This window comes from Microbacterium sp. SY138 (assembly GCF_039729145.1).
Lineage (GTDB): Bacteria > Actinomycetota > Actinomycetes > Actinomycetales > Microbacteriaceae > Microbacterium > Microbacterium maritypicum_A.
Map to the genome: position 1 here is coordinate 211,789 of NZ_CP155793.1, position 20,018 is coordinate 231,806.

The 20,018-nt window shown below is 68.4% G+C and carries 17 protein-coding genes; 16 read left to right on the plus strand and 1 reads right to left on the minus strand.

Going from position 1 to position 20,018, the window contains the following annotated elements; all coding sequences use genetic code 11:
* Nucleotides 1–514: 514 nt before the first annotated feature.
* From ABDC25_RS00985 to ABDC25_RS01035, 11 genes are all read left to right on the plus strand, one after another.
* Nucleotides 515–2,335: a DUF5979 domain-containing protein gene (locus ABDC25_RS00985; protein ID WP_021200193.1), complete on the plus strand. Its 1,821-nt coding sequence runs from the start codon at nt 515–517 to the stop codon at nt 2,333–2,335.
* Between the two features lie 118 nt (nt 2,336–2,453).
* Nucleotides 2,454–3,908 (plus strand): sigma-70 family RNA polymerase sigma factor, encoded by a 1,455-nt coding sequence (locus ABDC25_RS00990; RefSeq protein WP_347124356.1) that lies wholly within the window; start codon nt 2,454–2,456, stop codon nt 3,906–3,908.
* Nucleotides 3,909–4,017: 109 nt separating this feature from the next.
* Complete coding sequence (locus tag ABDC25_RS00995; protein WP_347124358.1) at nt 4,018–6,111, plus strand: DUF11 domain-containing protein; 2,094 nt, start codon at nt 4,018–4,020, stop codon at nt 6,109–6,111.
* 59 nt (nt 6,112–6,170) lie between these two features.
* Nucleotides 6,171–7,319 carry a UDP-N-acetylglucosamine 2-epimerase (non-hydrolyzing) gene (gene wecB, locus ABDC25_RS01000; RefSeq protein WP_347124360.1) on the plus strand — a complete coding sequence of 383 codons (1,149 nt, stop codon included), beginning with the start codon at nt 6,171–6,173 and terminating at the stop codon, nt 7,317–7,319.
* Nucleotides 7,319–7,510 (plus strand): LPXTG cell wall anchor domain-containing protein, encoded by a 192-nt coding sequence (locus tag ABDC25_RS01005; protein WP_021200196.1) that lies wholly within the window; start codon nt 7,319–7,321, stop codon nt 7,508–7,510. Before wecB ends, ABDC25_RS01005 begins: the two co-directional genes overlap by 1 nt.
* A complete protein-coding gene (locus ABDC25_RS01010; RefSeq protein WP_021200197.1) occupies nt 7,494–8,840 on the plus strand; it encodes a glycosyltransferase family 2 protein in 1,347 nt (448 codons plus the stop codon). Before ABDC25_RS01005 ends, ABDC25_RS01010 begins: the two co-directional genes overlap by 17 nt.
* Nucleotides 8,837–9,460, plus strand: coding sequence for an exosortase/archaeosortase family protein (locus ABDC25_RS01015; protein WP_021200198.1), 624 nt, complete (start codon nt 8,837–8,839; stop codon nt 9,458–9,460). Before ABDC25_RS01010 ends, ABDC25_RS01015 begins: the two co-directional genes overlap by 4 nt.
* 77 nt (nt 9,461–9,537) lie before the next feature.
* The gene (locus ABDC25_RS01020) at nt 9,538–10,203 is read left to right on the plus strand and encodes a hypothetical protein (RefSeq protein ID WP_347124363.1); all 666 of its coding nucleotides are present in this window, start codon (nt 9,538–9,540) and stop codon (nt 10,201–10,203) included.
* 54 nt (nt 10,204–10,257) lie between these two features.
* Complete coding sequence (locus ABDC25_RS01025) at nt 10,258–12,000, plus strand: DUF11 domain-containing protein (RefSeq protein ID WP_347124365.1); 1,743 nt, start codon at nt 10,258–10,260, stop codon at nt 11,998–12,000.
* 206 nt (nt 12,001–12,206) lie between these two features.
* Nucleotides 12,207–13,340 (plus strand): MFS transporter, encoded by a 1,134-nt coding sequence (locus ABDC25_RS01030; RefSeq protein ID WP_347124367.1) that lies wholly within the window; start codon nt 12,207–12,209, stop codon nt 13,338–13,340.
* 37 nt (nt 13,341–13,377) lie between these two features.
* Nucleotides 13,378–13,917, plus strand: a complete 540-nt coding sequence (locus ABDC25_RS01035; protein WP_029265613.1) for a hypothetical protein — start codon at nt 13,378–13,380, stop codon at nt 13,915–13,917.
* Between the two features lie 50 nt (nt 13,918–13,967).
* On the opposite strand, the gene ABDC25_RS01040 is transcribed toward ABDC25_RS01035, so the two are convergent.
* Nucleotides 13,968–14,666 (minus strand): alpha/beta hydrolase, encoded by a 699-nt coding sequence (locus ABDC25_RS01040; RefSeq protein ID WP_347124369.1) that lies wholly within the window; start codon nt 14,664–14,666, stop codon nt 13,968–13,970.
* Between the two features lie 94 nt (nt 14,667–14,760).
* Between ABDC25_RS01040 and ABDC25_RS01045 the strand changes: the two genes are divergently transcribed.
* The 5 genes from ABDC25_RS01045 to ABDC25_RS01065 all read left to right on the plus strand — a co-directional run bounded on the left by ABDC25_RS01045 (nt 14,761) and on the right by ABDC25_RS01065 (nt 20,012).
* Nucleotides 14,761–15,141: a nuclear transport factor 2 family protein gene (locus ABDC25_RS01045; protein WP_167256360.1), complete on the plus strand. Its 381-nt coding sequence runs from the start codon at nt 14,761–14,763 to the stop codon at nt 15,139–15,141.
* 32 nt (nt 15,142–15,173) lie between these two features.
* Nucleotides 15,174–15,809 carry an NAD(P)-binding domain-containing protein gene (locus ABDC25_RS01050; RefSeq protein WP_021200205.1) on the plus strand — a complete coding sequence of 212 codons (636 nt, stop codon included), beginning with the start codon at nt 15,174–15,176 and terminating at the stop codon, nt 15,807–15,809.
* Nucleotides 15,810–15,874: 65 nt separating this feature from the next.
* Complete coding sequence (locus tag ABDC25_RS01055) at nt 15,875–16,828, plus strand: NmrA/HSCARG family protein (RefSeq protein ID WP_029258860.1); 954 nt, start codon at nt 15,875–15,877, stop codon at nt 16,826–16,828.
* A 4-nt stretch (nt 16,829–16,832) separates the two neighbouring features.
* A complete protein-coding gene (locus ABDC25_RS01060; protein WP_347124371.1) occupies nt 16,833–18,182 on the plus strand; it encodes a hypothetical protein in 1,350 nt (449 codons plus the stop codon).
* A gap of 6 nt (nt 18,183–18,188) precedes the next feature.
* Nucleotides 18,189–20,012: a glycoside hydrolase family 15 protein gene (locus ABDC25_RS01065; RefSeq protein ID WP_021200208.1), complete on the plus strand. Its 1,824-nt coding sequence runs from the start codon at nt 18,189–18,191 to the stop codon at nt 20,010–20,012.
* The last annotated feature ends 6 nt before the right edge of the window (nt 20,013–20,018 follow it).

Here is a 20,018-nt window from a genome sequence, read left to right on the forward strand (position 1 = left end):
CAAAAATCGTCCGCCGCACGCGTAATGGTCCGCGTCGATCGTCGTCATGCTCGCGAGGGTTCGGTCGGGCGCCACGGACACCGTCCATGGCGCCCGGGTGGTGGGTCCCCGCTCACCCCTGCTTCCCCAGACGGCCACCCTCGTGCGGCGGGCTCCCCTCGCCCGCCGCACATTCCCCGCATTCGTCGACGCGGACGCGGACCAGTACCGCGATCGACCACGTATGCCAGAACGCCGATATACGCACGTGCGCAGGGGCGGTCGAGGAGGGCGTCGACGCGTACTGTCGGTGCGGGTCCGAGCCGTCATCGCAGCCGGTGCCGAGCGCACCGCTCACGATCGCACCGGAGCCCCGAGCGATCGGCCGCACCGCAGAGGACGTTAGAGGTCAGCTCCAAGGGGCGTTGTCGGATTCCGAAAAAGCTCGCGGGTGCCGTAGTGACCCCGCGGCTGCCGAGTCCTGTCTGACACAGCGCACGCAAGCTCATGCGCGAAGACCGCCACCGGAGGAACCATGTTGACCGATCCGCCACCTGCCCGAACACGGAAATCCCAGCCGCAGCGGCTCGCCCGCCGAGGCGTCGCCTTCCTCGCCCTGCTCGCGGGACTCATCGGACTCGTGATCGCGCCGTCGCCGGCTTCGGCTGCGCCGCCGTACGCCACGGAGGCGTCGATCGACGCCGTGCAATTCACCGAGGGCGTCGTCCAGAGCGGCACGAAAGCCGAACTGACCGGTTCCTGGTCGCTGCCCGATAACCCCGCCACCCCTGCGGGGTTCGTCGTCGACCTCCCCGGGGGTCTTCGGGGGCTGCAGGATGCGTTCCCCCTGCTCGATGCGGGGGGAGCGCTGATGGGAAGTTGTGTGACCACGGCGGATCAGCTCGTGTGCGATCTCGACAGCGAGTACGTGAAGAGCCATCCGGTCGGCCTCTCCGGAGGCTTCTCGTTCTGGGCGACCGTGACCACCGAGGTGACCGAGCAGACCACGGTCGAGTACGACTTCGGCGACGCGTCGGCCACGGTGGAGGTGACTCCGGCCGCACTCGCGTGCACAGACGACTGCGACTTCGTCGGTCGCTCGAACTTCAAGAGCGGTGAGTATCAGAACGGCACCGACACGATCTTCTGGGATGTCGCCGTCGGCGCGGGCGCAACGGGCATGACGGGCGGCCAGGAAGTGGTGGTCCACGACATCCTCGGACCGAACCAGGCCCTCCTCCCGGTTTCGGCGAGCGGAGAGCGGTTCCCGAGCCTCTGGGCGACCAACACCCTCATGACGCTCCCCGGCGGCCTCGTCGTCCCTGGACCCTTCGTCGAGCGTCCCCTCAGCGACTACGTCGTCTCGGCGGACGGTGCCACCGTCAGCTTCACGGCGGAGGAGGGCTACTTCTACAACGTCCACTACCTCTCCGAGGTCACCGATGGGGGAGCAGCCGGAACCTACCGGAACGCCGCAGACATCAAGGTCGGAACCCAGACGACGGCCACGACGACGTCGGAGGTCACGCGGCACGGCGGCTCGGGAACCGGTGGGGGCACCCAGGTCGGCACGTTCACGATCGCCAAGCACCTTCGCGGAGACGACGCGAACCTCGACGACCTCACTTTCCGCGGTGCCTACTCGGTCGCGATTCCCGGTAGCACTCCCGTCACCGGCGACTTCGCCGTCCAGGCGGGAGAGACCTGGACCAGCCCGGCGTTCCCCGTGGGCAGCATCGTGGAGCTCTCCGAGTCGTTGGCCGGCCTCCCGGGGAATCTCGATTGGGCCGCGCCCGACTTCTCCTCGAAGACGTTCGCGATCGAGGCCGGGAACGCCGTGGACGTCTCGTTGAACAACACCGCGACGCTGCGGCGTCAGCCCTTCTCCGCGGTGAAGACCGTCTCGGGTCCCTCTGCTGCGACGACCCGGGTGCCAGCGGACACGGTCTACGTCATCGAGTACTCGTACCCGGCAGGGCCCGGCTTCGCCGCAGGTTCCGGAGAGCTCACCCTGACGGCGGGAGAATCCGTCTCCGCGCCGGCGCTTCCCGTCGGCGCCGACGTCACGATCCGCGAGCGCGCTCCGAAGCCCATCGAGGGGATCAGCTGGGGTGCGCCGCAGATCAGTCCCGAGCGCTTCACGGTCGGCGATCAGAACGTCACCGTCGCCGTGAAGAACCCGGTCGACGTGGTCGTGCCTCCGCCGGTGACGCCGAAGGATCCGGGCGTTTCCGGTTCGACGCTGGCATCCACCGGAACCGAGGGGGCGGTGTCGAGCCTGCTGCTCGCAGCATTGCTGCTCGGGGGAGGCGCAAGCCTCGTCGTGAGGAGGCGACTGCGCCGATCGCACGACTAGTTCGACGGCCCCGGCAGGGTCCGCGAGTCGATGCGGCTGGCGGACCCTCGGGGTGCGAAACACACGGGATCGCTGCTTTCCGCGCATCCCGGCAAGGCCCTTGGGGGAAAGGGACGACATGAGCCATCGCTATACAGACCATCGCTACGCGGAGCTGAGCCGGGAGGCGGACGCCGAACTCCTCGCCTGCGCACGCACGGGCGATCAGCGTGCGTATGCCGAACTCTGGCGACGCTATGAGCACGTGGCCAGAGCCGTCGCCCGCACCTACTGGTGGTCGGCCGACCCCGACGACCTCGTCGCCGAGTCCTTCACCCGTATCTATCAGGCGATGCAGGCCGGCAAAGGGCCCCAGAGTGCGTTCAAGCCCTATCTCTTCGCGACGATGAGGAACCTGGCGATCAGCTGGGGTCGAGCCCGCCGCGAGGTCCCCATCGAACACATCGAGACGGTCGAAGACCCGGCCTCCACCGAAGCCGCCGCAGACGCCGACTTCGACGCTTCTCTGGTCTCGAAGGCGATCCTCGCCCTCCCGGAGCGCTGGCAGGAGGTCCTCTGGTTCGGTGAGGTCGAGAACCTCTCCATGCAGGAGATCGGAAAGCGCCTCGAGATCACTGAACGCGCCGCGGCCGTGCTCGCGTTCCGGGCCAGGGAAGGGCTCCGACAGGCGTGGATCGCCGCGCATCTGAAGGAGCGACCCCCGACCTCGAAGGAGTGCCGGTGGACGTTGGGCAAGATCGGGGCCCACGCTCGCCGCCGCCTCACCGTCCGGGACGATCAGCGGGTCCGTGCACATCTCGAGCACTGCGATGACTGCCGCGCGGGGGCCGAGGAAGCCCGACGGGCGAGCTCGCGGATGCTGTCCATCCTGTTCCCCGCAGGCCTCGCACTCGGCGGGGGCGCTCAGGTGTGGCAATCGCTGTCCCTCGAGGGAGCCTCCGCCACAGCCGCCCCGATGCCCGTCACGGTCACGGTGCCCTTCGCCGGTCTCGCCGCGGCGAAAGCGGGCCTCGTCGGAATGGCCATCGTGACGGTTGCGGCGCTCGCCGTCGGGGTCACCGGCAGCGTCGTGAACAACAACGACAGTGCGGTCGCTGCCACGGCGTTCGCGCACACCGACTCCTCGGATGCGGGGCCCGGCTTCGGTTCCCTCCCGACCGATCTCCCCACCCTCGTCCCCAGTGCGGCACCGACGGCCGAGCCCTCTGCCGTGCCGCTTACAGAGACCACCCCGCTCCCGCAGGCCTCCTCACCCCCCGCTGCGCCCCCACCTCCTCCCGCTCCTGCGCAGGTCCCCGGCCCGCCGGTGATCCTCTCGATCCCTTCCCAGGTCACGCGGACCCAGTGGATCAGCGCCTCGGTGCGTTGCGAGGTCGGCGCCGAGGTCTCCGTCTCCGCCTACGGGGTCACCGTCGCCGCCGGAACATGCACCACCGACGAGACGTGGCAGGCGAGCATCGATGTCAGCTCCTACCCGGTGCCGTCGGGGACAGCGATCGGTTTCGCTTTCGCTCAGTCCAACATCGCCGGAGTCTCGGGCAGCGCATGGGCGGAGGTGGTCGTCGTGGATTGATCTCGATCCTCGCGTAATCGATCGCGGGAATCCGCGTCCAGTACGCATGCGGCACCCCTGTGGCGCCTCCCCGAACCGCCAGGAACATGAGATTGGAACCAACCTCACCATGTGGAAGAGATCGAGCGCACTCCTGCTCGGAACCCTGCTCGCGATGGGAGCTGTCGCGTCCGCGGCTCCTGCGTCTGCCGCGATAGGAGCCGCGACCATCGTGAACCCCAAGACCGGGGTCTTCACCCTCGCCGACGGCACCGTCGCGACCGCGACGATCTCCGGCGACGGCGCCCGTGTCTTCGGAGGCCAGGGGCAGTCGCTCGGCGCATGGAGCGGAGTCGACGCCATGTATGCCGACGGCGTATCGGCGAAGGACCTTCCGGTCCTCAACATCCATTCCAGTCGCGACTGCGGGAGCGCCGCACGATGCGCCGACGGGCAGATCACCGTCGAATTCGATCGTCCGGTCGACAACCCTGCGATCCACATCGCGGAGTTCGGTGCCGGCAACGGGGGCGCCGCGACCGGGTGGTCCGCCGCCGACGGAATCCGCTTCTCCTCGGCTGACGGCGGTGCGACGGCCGCCGTCGTGTCGGCCGGCGCGACATTCACCGACGGTGGCGACGGCTTTCATCGCGGTGACGTGAAGATCAACTGCTCCGCACCGACTCGGCCCGGGGGTTGCGGAAGCTTCACCGTGCCGGGGACCAAGATCACCCGGATCGTGTTCGACGTGGCGCGCTTCGCGCTGAGCGCAGACCAGGCGGCCGGCCTCGACGGCTACGCGTTCGGGGTGACCGCGACGGCGACCCCCGTTCCGACCCTTCCCGGCCTCTCCGTCTCGAAGACCGTGGACAAGGCGGCTGCGGTGCCCGGAGATGAGCTGGACTACACCATCACGGTCAAGAACACGGGCGACGCCGCTGCGCGCCGGGTTCCCGTCACCGACGCCCTCCCACGCGGGCTGACCGGTGTCACCGCAGGGCAGGGGGGAGACATCGGCGACGCGAGCGTGTCCTGGACCGTCGACGAGATCCCCGCCGGCGGTCAGAGCCAGTTGCATGTGCGTGGCACCGTGGACCGCTCCGGCGCGGGCACGACCCTCGTGAACCGGGCCGTCGTGAAGAACTCCGCCGACGCACCCGCCGAGACCCCCGCTCCCGCGTACACGACGCCGTGCGCCGACGACTCGGCCGCTGCGTGCGCCTCCACCGTCATCGCCGCGCTGCCTGCGCTGTCGGTGTCCAAGACCGTCGACAAGCAGGTCGCGGGACACGGTGAGGTGCTCACCTACACCCTGACCGTCGCCAACTCCGGCACCACCGCTGCTGTCGGGGTGCCGGTCAGGGACCTGCTTCCTGCCGCACTCACCCAGGTATCCGCGGATCGAGGGGGTGTGGTCGCCGAAGGCGTGGTCCGTTGGACCGTCCCCGAGGTGCCCGCCGGCGGCGTGGTGGAGCTGCACGTGACCGGAACGACTCCGGGTGGGCTCGACGAGGCGAACATCGTGAATCGCGCCGCGGTCCAGAATCCGGCCGATGCCCCCGCGGGCACGCCGGCACCGACGGTGATCACCCCGTGTCCCGATGACGTCCAGCAGGCATGCGCGCTGACGGTCGTCCCCGCGAGTGCGTCGCTGGAGATCAGCAAGACCGTGAAGCAGCCCACTGCACAGGCCGGGGCCATCCTCGACTACACGATCACCGTGACCAACACCGGTCCCGGTACCGCCGTGCAGATCCCGGTCGTCGACGACCTGCCCGATGGGGCACGGTTCATCTCCGCATCGACGGGGGGCATCGCTGTCAGGGACCGGGTCGGCTGGATGGTGGAGCAGATCCTCCCTGGTCAGACGGCGACCATGACGATGCGGGCGCAGGTGCCACTGGGCACGACCGCCAAGGTCGTCAATCGCGCGACCATCTCCTATGACCAGAGCATGAGTGATGCCCTGCGCACCGCGGCGAAGCAGGCCGGGGTGCCCTACCCCGACGACCTGGCCGATCTGCCCGCGCTCCCTCCGCACACCGCGGCGCACGCGTGCGGCGGAGACGAATCCTGGTCGTGCGCAGAGACCGCCATCACCCCCGCACCGGCGGGGCTGGCCCAGACCGGGGCGACGTTCGCTCTGGCGATCCCCGCGGTCGTCCTCCTCGCGGCTGGGGCATTCCTCACCGTCGCCGGCGTTCGCCGCAAGTCCAACCACTAACCACTCACCGTGTCGGCCCCGGGGGATTCTTCCCCCGGGGGCTGTTCGAGGTACCCAAAATGAAGCTCTCCTTCCCGTCCCCAACGTCTGAACTGCCGACGTCCTCGGTCATGATCGTGTTCGGCACTCGCCCCGAGATCGTCAAACTCGCGCCGCTCATCCGTCGGCTCGGTGATGCCGCGTACGTCGTCCACACCGGTCAGCACTACGACCGGGGGATGTCGGCGGTCTTCCTCCAGTCGTGCGGGATCGCCCGCGTCCACCGTCAGCTCCACGTCGGCGGGCTGCCGCGTGCGGCGCAGATCGGGCGCGGTGCCGAGCAGATCGCCGAGGCGATCAGCCAGATCGGACCGAAGTACGTCGTGGTCCAGGGCGACACCAACGCGACATTCGCCGCCGCCCTGGCTGCGAACGCCGCCGGAGTGCGTCTGGGGCACGTCGAGGCGGGATTGCGCGCCAACGATCGCCGCATGCCGGAGGAACACAACCGGGTGATGGTCGATCACATCTCCGACGATCTCTTCGCCGCGACCGAGGCGAACAGATCGAATCTGCTCGACGAGGGAATCCCCGACGAGCGCATCCTGGTCACGGGCAACCCCGTGGTCGAAGCCGTGCTCCGGCAGAGGGCTTCGGTCGAATCCGATGTGGAGGAACTCGTCCACCTCGGGGTCTATCCCGACCGATACGTGCTGGCGACCCTGCATCGGCAGGAGAACGTCGACTCGCCCGAGAACCTGCTCGCGACGTTGCACGCGTTCAACGACATCGCGTCATCGGGGTGGCCGGTCGTCTTCCCGGTGCATCCGCGGACACGCGCGATGCTTGCTGACCTCGACGCGGAGCACCTTCTCGACGCGCTGATCGCCGAGGAGCCCTTCCCGTACGAGCGGTTCCTCGCTCTGGCCGCGCATGCCGCGGTGCTGGTCTCCGATTCCGGCGGTATCCAGGAGGAGGCCACCGTCCTCGCGCGTCCAGTGCTCGTCGTCCGGGACTCGACCGAGCGCCCGGAGGCGCTCGGTACCTTCACGAAGCTGGTGACGCCCCAGACGCTCGCGGCGGAGACCGCGACCCTGCTCGCCGATGTCAAGAACACTCTTCTCGCGCTGGGTTCCCTGCCCTCGCCGTTCGGCGACGGCAGGGCGACCGAACGCATCGCCGCGCACATCCACTCGGTCGTGGCCGATCTGTTCACCGAGGAGGCGTGATGTACAGCAGCGAAGTCTCCGCGCCCGTGGCCGTGGTCGGGGTGCTCGCGATGACCGGGCCCGACTCCGTGATCGTCTGGGCGGTCCTCGGCGCAGTCGCTGTGGGAGCCGGGGCGTTTCTGGTCTGGCGTCGGCATCTCCTGCGTGTCGTCGCTCCTGAGTCGCGAGAGCCACATGATCGCTGCCGCTAACGCCATCTCCTTCCTCGTCACCCTGACATTCCTCGTCTATGTCTTCATGATCGTCGTGCCCTTCCTGCGTCGCACACCCGACCCGGAAGGGAGGGTGGATCTGTTCGACTGGCACATGTTCGTCCCCTGTCGGGACGAGGAGGTCGTGATCGGACGCACCATCGAGATGCTTCGCACCACGGTTCCCGAAGCGCACGTCTGGGTGATCGACGACGACAGCGATGATCGGACGGCGGCGCTCGTGCAGGCCGCCGCCGATGCGGATCCCTACGTGCACCTCGTCCAGCGGCGGCGTCCCGAGGCCCGCACCGGAAAGGGCGATGCTCTCAATGCCGCCTATTTCGAGCTCAACGCGTTCCTTCCCGGCGACACGGATCGAACCCGCGTCGTCGTCTGCGTCGTGGACGCCGATGGTGAAGTGGCGGAGAACATCCTCCGCCAGGCCGCCTCTCCGTATGCTTTCGGTGATCCAGAGGTGGGCGCCGCCCAGGTCACGGTCTTCATGAAGAATCGGGATGACCGGCATCCGGTCGAGGGAGCGGGGTGGGCCCGCAACACCTTCGGACGATTCCTGATCAGGATGCAGGACCTCGAATTCCGAGGCCCGATCGCGGCGGTCCAGTCGCTTCGCGGCTGGACCCAGACCGTCGGCCTCGGCGGAAACGGGCAGTTCACTCGGCTCTCCGTGCTGGACGACATCGCCGAGCGGTCCGATCGGCCCTGGCACGGGTCGCTCCTCGAAGACTACGAGCTGGGGATCCACGTGCTCCTCGCGGGACATAAGAACAGGCACCTCCACGACACCTTCGTCGCTCAGGAGGCTCTGCACGACTTCCGGCGCTTCACCGTCCAGCGCACCCGTTGGGCGCAGGGCAACATGCAGTGCATCCGCTACATCCCCGAGATCGCGCGTTCGACGAAACTCTCCAACGCCGGTGTCCTGGAGGTCTGCTACTACCTGATGCTGCCGTTGTTCCAGGTCGTCGCCAGCGCCGCGGCCGTCCTGCTGGTGATCGGAGCAGCCGTCGGCCTCCTGTCCGGTGCGGTGACCCTGCCCCCGAGCTCCGTGCTCCTCCTCGCGATCTTCTACCTCCTGTTCGGCATCGGCCCCTTCTTCATCTGGGGGCCGCTCTACCGTCGCTACAGCGAACCGCAGGCCGGATTCTGGACCGGAGTGCTCTGGGGATTCGGGATGTGGCTCTACGACTACTACGTCTACCTGACGGGTGCTCGCGCCATCTACCGGATCCTCCGCGGTCGAAACGGATGGGCGAAGACTCGGCGCAACGGAGAGACCGATGTCGCCGGACCGATCGCGAAGGACACATGATGCACACGCTCGCTCTGAATCCGGACGCACGAGGCAGCAGCCGCAGCGATCGCGAGGAATCACGCCGTGCCCCGGCCGACATCGCGGCTCGATACACCGTCGGAGTGTTGCTGATCGTCGCCGCCGTGCTCCTCGTGCTCCTCGAAGAACGGTTTCGCATCTTCGAGGCGGGTGTGGCCGGTTCGTGGCTCACACCGTTCGTCCCCGGCGGTGTGCGCCACTACCTGAACTACTACATCCTCGAAGTCGAGCCGGGCCGGACCGTCGCATTCATGGTGACGATCGAGTGCACCGTCGCCTTCCTCACCGCGCCCCTCTTGGCGCTCAGCGGCGTGATTCTCGCCACGACGCGAGTGCGCTGGAGGCAGGTCGTGAAGTCTCTGCTCCTCTCCGTCGTGCTCATCTTCGTCACGAACCAGCTCCGTCTCGGGGTGATCGCCCTCGGATCGCAGGCGCTGGGGTTCGAGGTGGGCTACGAGCTGACGCACCGACTGATCGGTTCGGTGCTCAGCATCATCGGCTTCAGCGCCGCCTATCTGGTCTTCGTCGTGGTGATCGCCGACCTCCACCTGTTCCGTCGGGATCCGAACCGCCGTAGATCGCGGGGCCGGCGGGCGTAACCGAACAGCACTCCTTCCGTCTAGTGGGAGGCGCAGCAGTCCTGCTCGCCTCCACCAGATGATGAAAGGGGCACAGGATGAACAAGATCCTCACGTCCGCATGCTCAACCGGTCTCGGCCTGCTGATCGCAGGAGGGGCTGTATTCGGCGGCCAGGCGGCTTTCGCCGCCGAGCAGCCGGTCCCGCCGGACGCCACGTCCGCGACCACCGCCACCACGACCAACACGGATCCGGTCGCACCACCGCAGGTTCGCGGTTATCTCGGACAGGCCACCCAGACGGCCGCCCAGGGGGTGACCCCGGAATCGATGATCAGCGAGGGGGCCGTCGTGCAGCTCGTCAACGACGAACAGATCGACGGCGTGTACAGAGTCGTCCTCCCGGTTCCCGCGCACACGAGCTTCGTCTCGGCGACCGAGGGCGGCGTGCTCGTCGACGGCAACGTGGTGTGGACGTTCAACGTCGCTCACGACGGTTCCACACGGATCGTGAAGCCCGTGGCGACCTTCCAGGTGGACGGGGGCTACTGGGGGCCGACGATCACGAACAGTGCTCAGGTCCTGTACTCCGGTGGCGTGTTCACCGACGATCCGCGATTCACCTACTCCTACGCCCACACGTTCGCCGAGCGCCCCGCCGTGCCGTTGATCGATCCGACCATCGGTCTCGTCGGTGCCGGTGTGCTCGCGGCCGGAGCCGCGGGTGCCATCGTCCTGCGTCGTCGTGCCTCAGCGGACAGCTGACCTTCGACCCTTCTCACCAGAGCACTCCCACTCGAGCAATCAAAGGACAACATCGTGAAAAGAACATCACTCCTCCGGGGCGCGCTGGCCGGAGGGCTGCTCGCGGCCCTCGCGGTCGGTGCCCTCGCCGCCGCTCCGGCGGCCAGCGCTGCTGATGTGAACGGGTGGGCCGGATCCGGCGACACCCGTACCGCATCCGCGGCCGGCGCCACCGTCACCATCAGCACCAGCGACAAGGTCCAGGTGAAGGGGTCCGGCGACGTCGTCGACCTCGCCACCGTGCGGAATGGCGGCGAGTTCGGTCTGAACATCATTGGTGCGCCGGAGCTCTTCCCGTGCGCGAACGGCGCGGAGTGCGTCCGCGGTGTCGTCACCGTCGATTTCGGTCAGCGCGTGACGAACCCCAAGATCTCGCTCGCCAACCTGGGCGGTGATATTTATGCGCTGGGTGGTGTCGTCACCAGTTCCGCCAAGTACACCCTGCAGACACCGGGGGTGAGCCTCTCCCGTGTCGCCGGAAACCTCGATGTGACCGCCACCACCATCACGTCGAACGACCTCGGTGCCAAGTCGGGCACCGTGCAGATCAACGGGGTCGTGTCGAAGGTCGACTTCCAGATCAAGATGCGTTCGAAGGGCGCGTTCGTCGGCCTTGTCCCCCTGTGGACCAAGGTCCCCAGTGACCTCCACAGCATCGACGTCGATGTGGACGCTCCTCTCAAGCCGGTCCTGACCCTCGACAAGAACGACCACCGCGACGTCGCTGTGATCGGAGACCAGCTCTCCTACGACATCGTCGTGAAGAACACCGGCAACGCGGCCGCCAACAACGTGGCCATCAGCGATGCGCTGCCCGCGGGCCTCGCCCCGGTCTCGGCGACCTACACGGCCGGCACCACGGGGCAGGCGACGATCGCCGGGCAGAACGTCCAAGGAACCATCCCGTCACTCGCCCCCGGCGCCTCGTCGACGCTCACCGTCAAGGCCACGATCGCCACGACGGCACCGATCGGAACGCTGCGCAACAACGCCTGCGCCGTCGCCACCTCCTCGAACCAGGCATGCGATTGGGATGACACGAGGATCGACAAGCCCACGACGCCCGTTCTGACGATCGTCAAGGACGATCACCAGGGCGACGTCTCACTGGGACAGGCACTGACCTATGACATCGTCGTGAAGAACACGGGTGATGGACAGGCTCAGGGCGTCGTCGTGAGCGACCAGCTCCCCGCCGGCCTCGATTTCGTCTCGGGCAGCGGCCCGGCCGGAACCACCGTGACCGCGACAGGGCGCACCGTCACGGCCAGCCTCGGGTCAGTGGCCCCTGGGCAGTCGATCGTCCTCACGGTCAAGGCGAAGGTCAACCAGTCGGCAGCACCCGGTGCTCTGACGAACACGGCTTGCGTGGCCGGCGCGAACGCGGCGAAGGCATGCGACGACGACACCGACATGGTCAAGCGCGAGTTCTTCCAGTACACGTTCAACTCGACCCCGACCGACCCGATTCCCGGCCAGGCCGTGACGTATCGGATGGAGTACGGGAACAACGGCAACGTCGACTCGGCGAACGCGGAGCTCGCGTTCGACATCGCCGGGATTCTGGACGACTCGTCGTGGAACCAGGCCAGCCTCACCGCGACCAGCGGCGCCGTCACCGTTAACGGCAGCAGCATCGACTGGAAGGGGCCGCTGGCCTCGGGGCAGAAGGTCGTGCTGACGTTCACCGGCGTCTGGAGCGGCAACGGGGACGGGTTCGCATTCCCCGGAATCACCTACTACGGCAGCGCGCGCTGAGCGCGTGACCGCAACACCGAAGGGGTCGTCCCGATGGGCGGCCCCTTCGGCATCGGCTAGGTTGGGACCGTGAGCCCTGAGTCCGACAGACCGTAGATCGCGGGTCGAGCGCCTTCCGCGCGCTCCCCGCATCCGCTGTCGACCCTTCTCACCCGCTGTTCATCGCGCTGTGCGATTCGAGCGGCGTCTTCGTGTCTGGATGCTCCATGCCCCTGCTCGTCCCCGTCCTGGCTCTGGCGATCTTCGCCCAGGGCACCAGCGAGTTCATGCTCGCCGGCCTCCTCCTCCCCCTCTCCGTCGATCTCGATGTCGATCCGTCGACGGCGGCCCTGCTGACCTCGGCCTTCGCGGTCGGCATGGTGATCGGCGCCCCGACCATGGCGGTCTTCGCCAGCCGTTGGGCTCCGCGGCGCGCTCTCGTGCTGCTGCTGGTGGTCTTCATCGCCGCGCACCTCGTCGGCGCGCTCGCGTCCTCCTTCTGGCTGCTGCTCGCGACGCGCGTGCTCGCTGCCCTGGCGAACGCGGGATTCCTCGCGATCGCTCTGGCGACGGTCCGGGCCGTCGTCGATCCGGCGACGGTGACGCGCGCCGTCGCCGTCCTCCTCTCGGGCACGACCCTGGCCACGATCGTCGGCGTCCCCGCCGGTGCGGCGCTCGCGAATGCGTACGGCTGGCGCTCGACCTTCTGGGCCGTCGCGCTGCTGTGCCTGCCCGCTGTGGTCGCCCTGCTGCGGGACCGCACTCTCGTCGCGGTGCCGCGTTCGCCGAGGATCGCCGTGCGTGCAGAGCTCGGGGAACTGAGGCGTCGCCCGGTGGTCGTCGCCGTGGTGCTCGCGGTGATCGTGAACGCCGCGACCTTCGGCGTCTTCACATTCCTCGCTGTGATCGGTGCCGATGCCGGGGTGGAGGAGACCGGGATCCCCCTGCTGCTCGCCGCCTTCGGGGTGGGAGCCTTCGTGGGTGTCTCCGCGACCGGCCGATGGGCGGCCCGCTTCGAGCGGGGCTGGATCGTGGTGGGTGCCGCGGTGACGGCCATGGCCTGGAGCGTGTTCGCCCTGTCCGTCGATTCCGTGCCGGGGGTGTTCTTCGGCGCCGCGGCCGGGGGCATGCTGTCGTTCGCCGTGGGCTCGGCCCTGATCGCCCGCATCGTCGGGCAGGCGTCGGGTGCCCCGGTCCTCGGCGGCGCCTATGCCACGGCAGCGCTGAACCTGGGGGCGTTCGTCGGTCCCGTGGCTGCCGGCTTCGCCTACGCGCAGGCCGGAGCGCCCGGGGTGCTCGTCGCGGCTGCCGGTCTGGCGGCCGTCGGTGTGCTCCTCGCTCCCCTCCTTCGCGCGCGATGACCGCCCGGGAACCCGGGCGATGCGAAAGACTGGAGGCATGACCTCGCCTGCGCTCGATTCCCTCCTGGCCCGCATCGTCGAGAGCGGGCTGCTCGAAGATCCCATCGCCGAGAACGGCCTCGTCTACGGACGGGCGAGCATCGACGCGGCGGGAACCGTGGTCAACGTCAACATCGACCCGGAGCTCGACGACGATGACGAACACGGCGACGACGTCGATCTCGATGTGCTGATCGCGGCCGTTTCGCGCATCCTCTCCGTCGGGGAATCCCGTTGGCGCGCGGTGATCGACGAGGTGGCGACCGACATCGATGATGCGGTGGATGACGAGTCCGTGGTCGAGCAGATCGATCTGCGAGACGACCTCGAGGCGACCTCGGTCGTGGTGTTCGCCGACGCCGTGCTGCTCGCCTTCGTCGCGCCGAAGCAGTTCCCCGAGTCGCGCATCCTCGTGCAGCTCGACGACCAGCTCGACGTCGACGGGGTCGAGGTGCGAGAGCTCGACGGTTCCGAGAGCATCGATTTCGAGACGCTCGACGAGCTGCTCGACCACATCAGCGGCCCCGACGAGAAGTGACCGTCGGACGCCGCGGCGTGGGCCCGTGGCATCCGACGGTCGATCGGGGGTCAGGCGCCGGCGATGGCGGTTGTCGCGTCGTCGATCAGATCGCAGATCGCGGCGGGGTGCGAGGCCAGCGAGGCATGGCTGGCATCCAGTTCCACGATCTTGCGCGGTGACATCCGCGCCGCCATGCGCCGCTCGTTGTCGGGGTGGATCATGCGGTCCTGGGTCGACACCTGGTACCAGGTGGGCTTGACCTTCCAGGCTGGTGCGGTGACGTCGTCGCCGAACGTGGAGGCGAGCGGCGCCTTCTGGGTGACGGCCATCACGAGCGCCTCATCGTCCGTCAGATCCTGGCAGAAGCTCTCCTGGAACTTGTCCTGGGTGACCCAGAGGTAGCCGTCGCTGTCCGGCGCGATGTTCTCGAACGCTGCGGGCGGGTGCTCCGCGCTGATCTGCCCGGGGTTCTCGCCCGCATCCGGAGCGAAGGCCGCGACATAGACGAGTCCGACGACGTTGGGCAGGTCTCCTGCCTCGGTGATGACCGCCCCGCCGTAGGAGTGCCCGACCAGGAGGACAGGGCCGTCGACCTGCCGGATCATCGTGCGCGTGCGCTCCGCGTCGTCGGCGAGCGAGGTGAGCGGGTTCTCGACCGCCTGGATCGATTCGTACCCGCGCCGCCGCAGTTCGACGATGACTTTCGCCCAGTGGGCGGCGCCGCCCCAGAATCCGTGAACGAGGATGATCGTCGGTTTCGTGGTCATGGGAATACCTCCTGCGTGGGATCGGTTACCGTACTCCGACCATATACTTTCCACGGAAAGTAATCTAGGCATCGCAGGAACCGAGAGGGACACCATGTCAGCCGAAGAAGATATCCGCGAGCTGCTCGCCACCTACGAGCGGGCACTCAATACCGATGACACCGCGCTTGCGGTGTCATGTTACACGCAAGACGGCGTGTTCATGCCGACGATGCTGCCCACGGCCGTGGGCCCGGAGCTCACACAGGCCTACGACGCCGTGTTCGCGGCGATCCACCTCGCGGTGGTGTTCACGATCGACGAGGTGACCGTGTTCAGCGACACCGCAGCCGCCGCGCTGACCCGCAGCAACGGAACCCAGACCGTCCGCGCCACGTCGACCACCACGCCGGAGTCGAATCGCGAGCTGTTCACCTTCGCCGTCGAAGACGGCCGATGGAAGATCAGCCGCTACATGTTCAACAAGTCCGCATAGCACCGACCGCACAAGACCTACAGGAGATCACCATGACCACCGCCATCATCGGAACCGGAAAGATCGGCAGCATCATCGCCCAGGACCTCGCGGACGGAGGAGAGGACCTGATCATCGCCGGCAGCGACCTGGAGAAGGCGGCGTCGCTCGCCGCCGCGGTCGGCGGAAGTGCGCGTGCGGCCGAGGTGCCCGCCGCGATCGCCGCTGCCGACATCGTCATCCTCGCCGTCTGGTTCGACGTGTCGAAGAAGCTGATCGACGAGAACCGCGACGCTCTCGACGGCAAGATCGTCGTCGATCCCTCCAATCCGCTCGGCCCGGACGGGAACGGCGGATACGTGAAGATCCTCGCGCCCGAGGAGTCCTCGGGGCAGATCCTGGCCCAGAAGCTCCCCGCCGGAGCATCCCTCGTGAAGGCCTTCGGAACGCTGGGCGCGGAGTCGATGAAGGTGAGCGCTCGGCAGGATCCTGCGATCGCACTCCTCTATGCGACCGACGACGGTGCGGCAGGGGAGGCCGTCGCCTCGCTGATCCGCTCCGCCGGTTTCGCACCCGTGAACGTCGGCGGACTCGACCAGTCCGTGCGCATCGAGGTGTACGGCGAACTGCACGAGATCGGTGGGCTCGGCCGGACCGTCACCGCGGAGGAGGCCCGCGCCGCCCTGTGATGGATCTTCCCGAACCCGCAACCGCACGAACTGCAACCGCACGAAGAGCAACAGAAGGAAAGCCGATGAACGAACAGAAGAAGATCGCGGTCGCCGGTGCGACCGGTTCCCAGGGCGGTGGCGTCGTGGACGCCATCCTCGCCGACCCCGAGCAGCGATTCGCCGTCCGCGCGCTCACGCGCGACCCGGCGTCCCCGGCCGCACGCGCGCTCGCCGCACGCGGAGTGGAGGTGGTGCAGGCCGACTTCGCCGACGAGCCGAGCGTGGTCGCCGCACTCACCGGCGTCGATGGCGCGTTCCTGGTGACGAACTTCTGGGCGCACGGATCCGCTGCCAGGGAGCTCGCGGAGATCGCGACGCTCGCCCGCGCCGCCGCCGCGAGCGGCGTCGGCCACGTGGTGTGGTCGACGCTGGAGGACACGCGCGATCTGCTCCCCCTGGAAGACCCGCGAATGCCTGTGCTGCAGGATCACTACAACGTGCCGCACTTCGACGCGAAGGGCGAGGGCAACGCCTTCTTCGCCGCGGCAGGAGTGCCGACCACCTACCTGAACACGGCATTCTTCTTCCAGAACCTCGCGGCCTCCGCGATGGGCGCGCGTCGAGAGGACGACGGTGTGCTGACGCTGACGCTTCCGCTCGAGGACGGGAAGCGCATGTCGGCGGTCGACGTCTCGGACATCGGACGGACCGCGTTCGCGATCCTGGCCGCGGGCGACGAGTACATCGGCCGGACGGTCGGGTTGGCGGGGGACCACCTGACGGGAGCCGAGTACGCGTCCGTCTTGAGCGACGTGCTCGGGGAACCCGTGCGATTCCGGTCGATCGCGTACGACGATGCGCGCAGCTCGGGCGCTCCCGGCAGTGACGAGTTCGGCAACATGTTCCAGTACTACGGCGATTTCGACGCCGAGTTCACCGGGGCGCGTGACCTGACGTCACTGCGGAAACTCGTTCCCGGGCTCAAGGACTTCCGCACGTGGGCTCAGGAGAACGTCGCGCTGCTGACGGCCGAGTAGAACGATGAGCGAACACGCGGTGACCGTCTCGACGGCTCGGGAGCTGCTGGCCGCCGTCAGCGCAGGTGTCGAGGACATCGAGGTGCGCGGGGTGATCGTCGGGGCGCCGGGGTTCACCCTCGCGCCCGGTGTGAGTCTTCGCGGAGGGACCCTGCAGTTCGGGGCCAGGGGTGTGCGCCTCACCTCGGACAACACGCTCGAGGACATCTCGATCCTGACGGCCGATGAGGAGGCGGCGATCCTCAACGACACGGGGGTGACCGATCTCGGCACCCTCACGCTGCGCAACGTCACCACGCGGGGGCAGATCGTCATCCTGGCGGAGGACCGTGTGCGTGCCGGGCACGTGCAGGCCGAGAACGTGCGGGTGATCACCGCCGACCTGCGTGGACGGTTCCACCGTCCGCACGGGTTCGGCGTGGACGTCTTGCAAGGAGGCTTCACGCTGTGGAACCGGCAGGCGGATCCCGAGGTGGAGCTGACAGCCGAACTGCTCGAGATCTCTGCGGGGACGGAGGCCGAGCCGGTGTACGGAAGCGGGATCTTCGTCGGGGGACACGGAGGTCGGGACGGGCGCGGTGCGGGCGGAACCGTGCACGTCACCCGATTGCGCACCGGAGAGGTGCACACGGACGGGGCGATCCCGGCGGGGACGCCGGACCTGATCTCGGCCGGGGTGTTCGTGCTCAGCGGGGCGACGGTCGACGCGGTGCGCACCGCGGGGGCCGTCACGACGTACGGCCCGAACGACATGGTGCTCGACAACTGGGGATCGGTGGGCACCTGGATCGCCACGGGAGAGGTTGCGTCGCACGGGCCGAGCGGTATCGGGGTCGTGAACTTCGGCGATATCGACACCCTCGACGTGCGCGCGCCGATCGTCACGACGGGGAGGGGCGCCCGGGGCTTCAACCTCTACGACGGCACGTTGCGGGAGGCGAGGTTCCAGAGCATCCGCACGACGGGCGACGGGTCGATCGGCATCCAGATCAGCAGGCCGATGGGGAGGCTTGCGGTGGATGGCGATGTCACGACGAGCGGCGGTGAGGGGCTGAGCCTCGTCAAAGGCGTGCAGATGATGCTCCCGGCGATCGCGCTGAGCGTGACGGGGACCGGATCCGTCGACGCGCTCCGCATCGGCGGACGGCTCGTCACCGCGGGGGCTAACGTGGTCACACTGGAAGTGGGGGGACGTGTGGGCGAGGTGTCGATAGCCGGTGGCGTCCGCGCCACGGGAGCGGGCTCGAGGGCCGTGTCGCTGCTCGACAGTGCGGACATCGACATCGCGGACATCGACATCGCGGACATCGACATCGCCGACATCGTCCTCCGATCGTCCGGCCCGAGGGGTTGAGGCGCCGTGGGGGATGAGGCGGGCGTCCGCATCGAGGACTACGCGCTGCTGAGCAACTGCCGCACGGCGGCGCTGGTGTCGTGCGCGGGCAGCATCGACTGGCTGTGCCTGCCGCGGCTGGACTCGGCATCGACGTTCGCGGCGATCCTCGGCGACGAGTCCCACGGGCGGTGGCTGCTGCATCCGACCGACCCCGCTGCGACGAGCACGCGACGCTACGACCGGGAGACCTTCGTGCTGGTCACCCGATGGGAGAGCGGCGATGCGGTCGCCGAGGTGCACGACTTCATGCCGATGGGACTCGATCCCGATGCGGCGATCCGGCGGACCGATCTGGTCCGCCGGATCGTGGGAGTGCGCGGCTCCATGGTCTTCGAGCAGCGGCTGAGCATCCGCTTCGACTACGCCAGGGTGATGCCCTGGGTGCGCCAGGTCGGGCCGGAGGGAGACCCATGTCTGGTCGCGATGGGTGGCCCGGATGCCCTCGCCCTGCGCGGTGCACCGCTGAAGCCGATCGACCATCAGCACCGGGGCGAGCTGGCGGTCGACGCCGGAGAGGTGCGTGACCTGCAGCTGACGTGGTTCCCCTCGCACCTCGACCTCCCCCATGCGCTCGACGTGCAGAACGAGCTGGACGCCACGAAGGCCTGGTGGCAGGACTGGGCCGATCGGATCTCGCACGACGGCCCGCACCGGGACGAGGTGGTCCGGTCGCTGCTGATCCTGCGGGCACTCACCAACCACGAGACGGGCGGGATCGCCGCCGCGGCGACCATGGCCCTGCCGGAGGAGATCGGGGGCGTGCGCAACTGGGACTACCGCTATGTCTGGCTGCGCGATGCCGCCCTCACCCTCGAAGCGCTGCTCGCCCACGGGTTCCTCGGGGTGGCGGGGCAGTGGCGGGAATGGCTGCTGCGGGCCGTCGCCGGGGATCCTGCCGACCTCCAGATCATGTACGGCCCGGCGGGGGAGAGAGATCTCGTGGAGCGCGTGCTGACGAATCTCCCGGGATACGAGGGTTCCGCACCGGTGCGGATCGGCAACGGTGCGGCGGACCAGTATCAGGCCGACGTCGTGGGCGAGGTGCTGGTGACGCTGTCGGCCGCGCGGGCGGCGGGACTCAACGAGTCGGGCTTCTCCTGGCCGCTGGAGCGCGAGTTGGTCCGATTCGCCTCCGAGCAGATCGAGCGCCCGGATCAGGGACTGTGGGAGATCCGGGGTGAGCCCCGTCTCTTCACGCACTCACGGGTGATGATGTGGGCGGCGTTCGACCGCGCGGTGCGCGCTGTCGAGGAGCACGGGCTCGAAGGCCCCGTGGAGCGCTGGCGCGGGCTGCGGGATCGGATGCGCGAGGAGATCGATCGCGACGGTGTCGTCGACGGTCACTTCGTGCAGCACTACGCGACCACCGAGGTCGACGCCTCGCTGCTCCTCCTTCCGCAGGTGGGGTACTGCCGGCCGGATGATCCCCGGATGCTGGCGACGGTCGCACGCATCGAGCAGACGCTGATGTCCGACGGGCTCGTGCGTCGGTATCGCACCGGCACGGGGGTCGACGGACTCTCGGGCTCGGAAGGTGCTTTCCTGGCGTGCTCGTTCTGGCTGGTCGAGCAGTACGCGTTGACGGGGCGGCGTGCGGATGGGCATGCCCTCATGGAGCGGTTGTGCGGGCTCGCGAACGACGTGGGGATGCTGTCGGAGGAGTATGACCCGGTGGCGGGGCGGCAACTCGGCAACACTCCGCAGGCCTTCTCGCACCTCGCGCTCGTGCGAGCAGCGGATGCGCTGGCCCTGGCGGATCTCGGCTCGGCAGAGGAGAGGTCGCGCTGAGGGGGC

Bases quoted from the DNA above. Each gene is read 5' to 3' on its own strand.
- ABDC25_RS01050 (WP_021200205.1), top strand. From the start codon at position 15,174: ATGACCACCGCCATCATCGGAACCGGAAAGATCGGCAGCATCATCGCC.
- ABDC25_RS01010 (WP_021200197.1), top strand. From the start codon at position 7,494: ATGATCGCTGCCGCTAACGCCATCTCCTTCCTCGTCACCCTGACATTC.
- ABDC25_RS01060 (WP_347124371.1), top strand. From the start codon at position 16,833: ATGAGCGAACACGCGGTGACCGTCTCGACGGCTCGGGAGCTGCTGGCC.
- ABDC25_RS01030 (WP_347124367.1), top strand. From the start codon at position 12,207: ATGCCCCTGCTCGTCCCCGTCCTGGCTCTGGCGATCTTCGCCCAGGGC.
- ABDC25_RS00990 (WP_347124356.1), top strand. From the start codon at position 2,454: ATGAGCCATCGCTATACAGACCATCGCTACGCGGAGCTGAGCCGGGAG.
- ABDC25_RS01005 (WP_021200196.1), top strand. From the start codon at position 7,319: ATGTACAGCAGCGAAGTCTCCGCGCCCGTGGCCGTGGTCGGGGTGCTC.
- wecB (WP_347124360.1), top strand. From the start codon at position 6,171: ATGAAGCTCTCCTTCCCGTCCCCAACGTCTGAACTGCCGACGTCCTCG.
- ABDC25_RS01015 (WP_021200198.1), top strand. From the start codon at position 8,837: ATGATGCACACGCTCGCTCTGAATCCGGACGCACGAGGCAGCAGCCGC.
- ABDC25_RS00985 (WP_021200193.1), top strand. From the start codon at position 515: ATGTTGACCGATCCGCCACCTGCCCGAACACGGAAATCCCAGCCGCAG.
- ABDC25_RS01020 (WP_347124363.1), top strand. From the start codon at position 9,538: ATGAACAAGATCCTCACGTCCGCATGCTCAACCGGTCTCGGCCTGCTG.
- ABDC25_RS01055 (WP_029258860.1), top strand. From the start codon at position 15,875: ATGAACGAACAGAAGAAGATCGCGGTCGCCGGTGCGACCGGTTCCCAG.
- ABDC25_RS01035 (WP_029265613.1), top strand. From the start codon at position 13,378: ATGACCTCGCCTGCGCTCGATTCCCTCCTGGCCCGCATCGTCGAGAGC.
- ABDC25_RS00995 (WP_347124358.1), top strand. From the start codon at position 4,018: ATGTGGAAGAGATCGAGCGCACTCCTGCTCGGAACCCTGCTCGCGATG.
- ABDC25_RS01045 (WP_167256360.1), top strand. From the start codon at position 14,761: ATGTCAGCCGAAGAAGATATCCGCGAGCTGCTCGCCACCTACGAGCGG.
- ABDC25_RS01040 (WP_347124369.1), bottom strand. From the start codon at position 14,666: ATGACCACGAAACCGACGATCATCCTCGTTCACGGATTCTGGGGCGGC.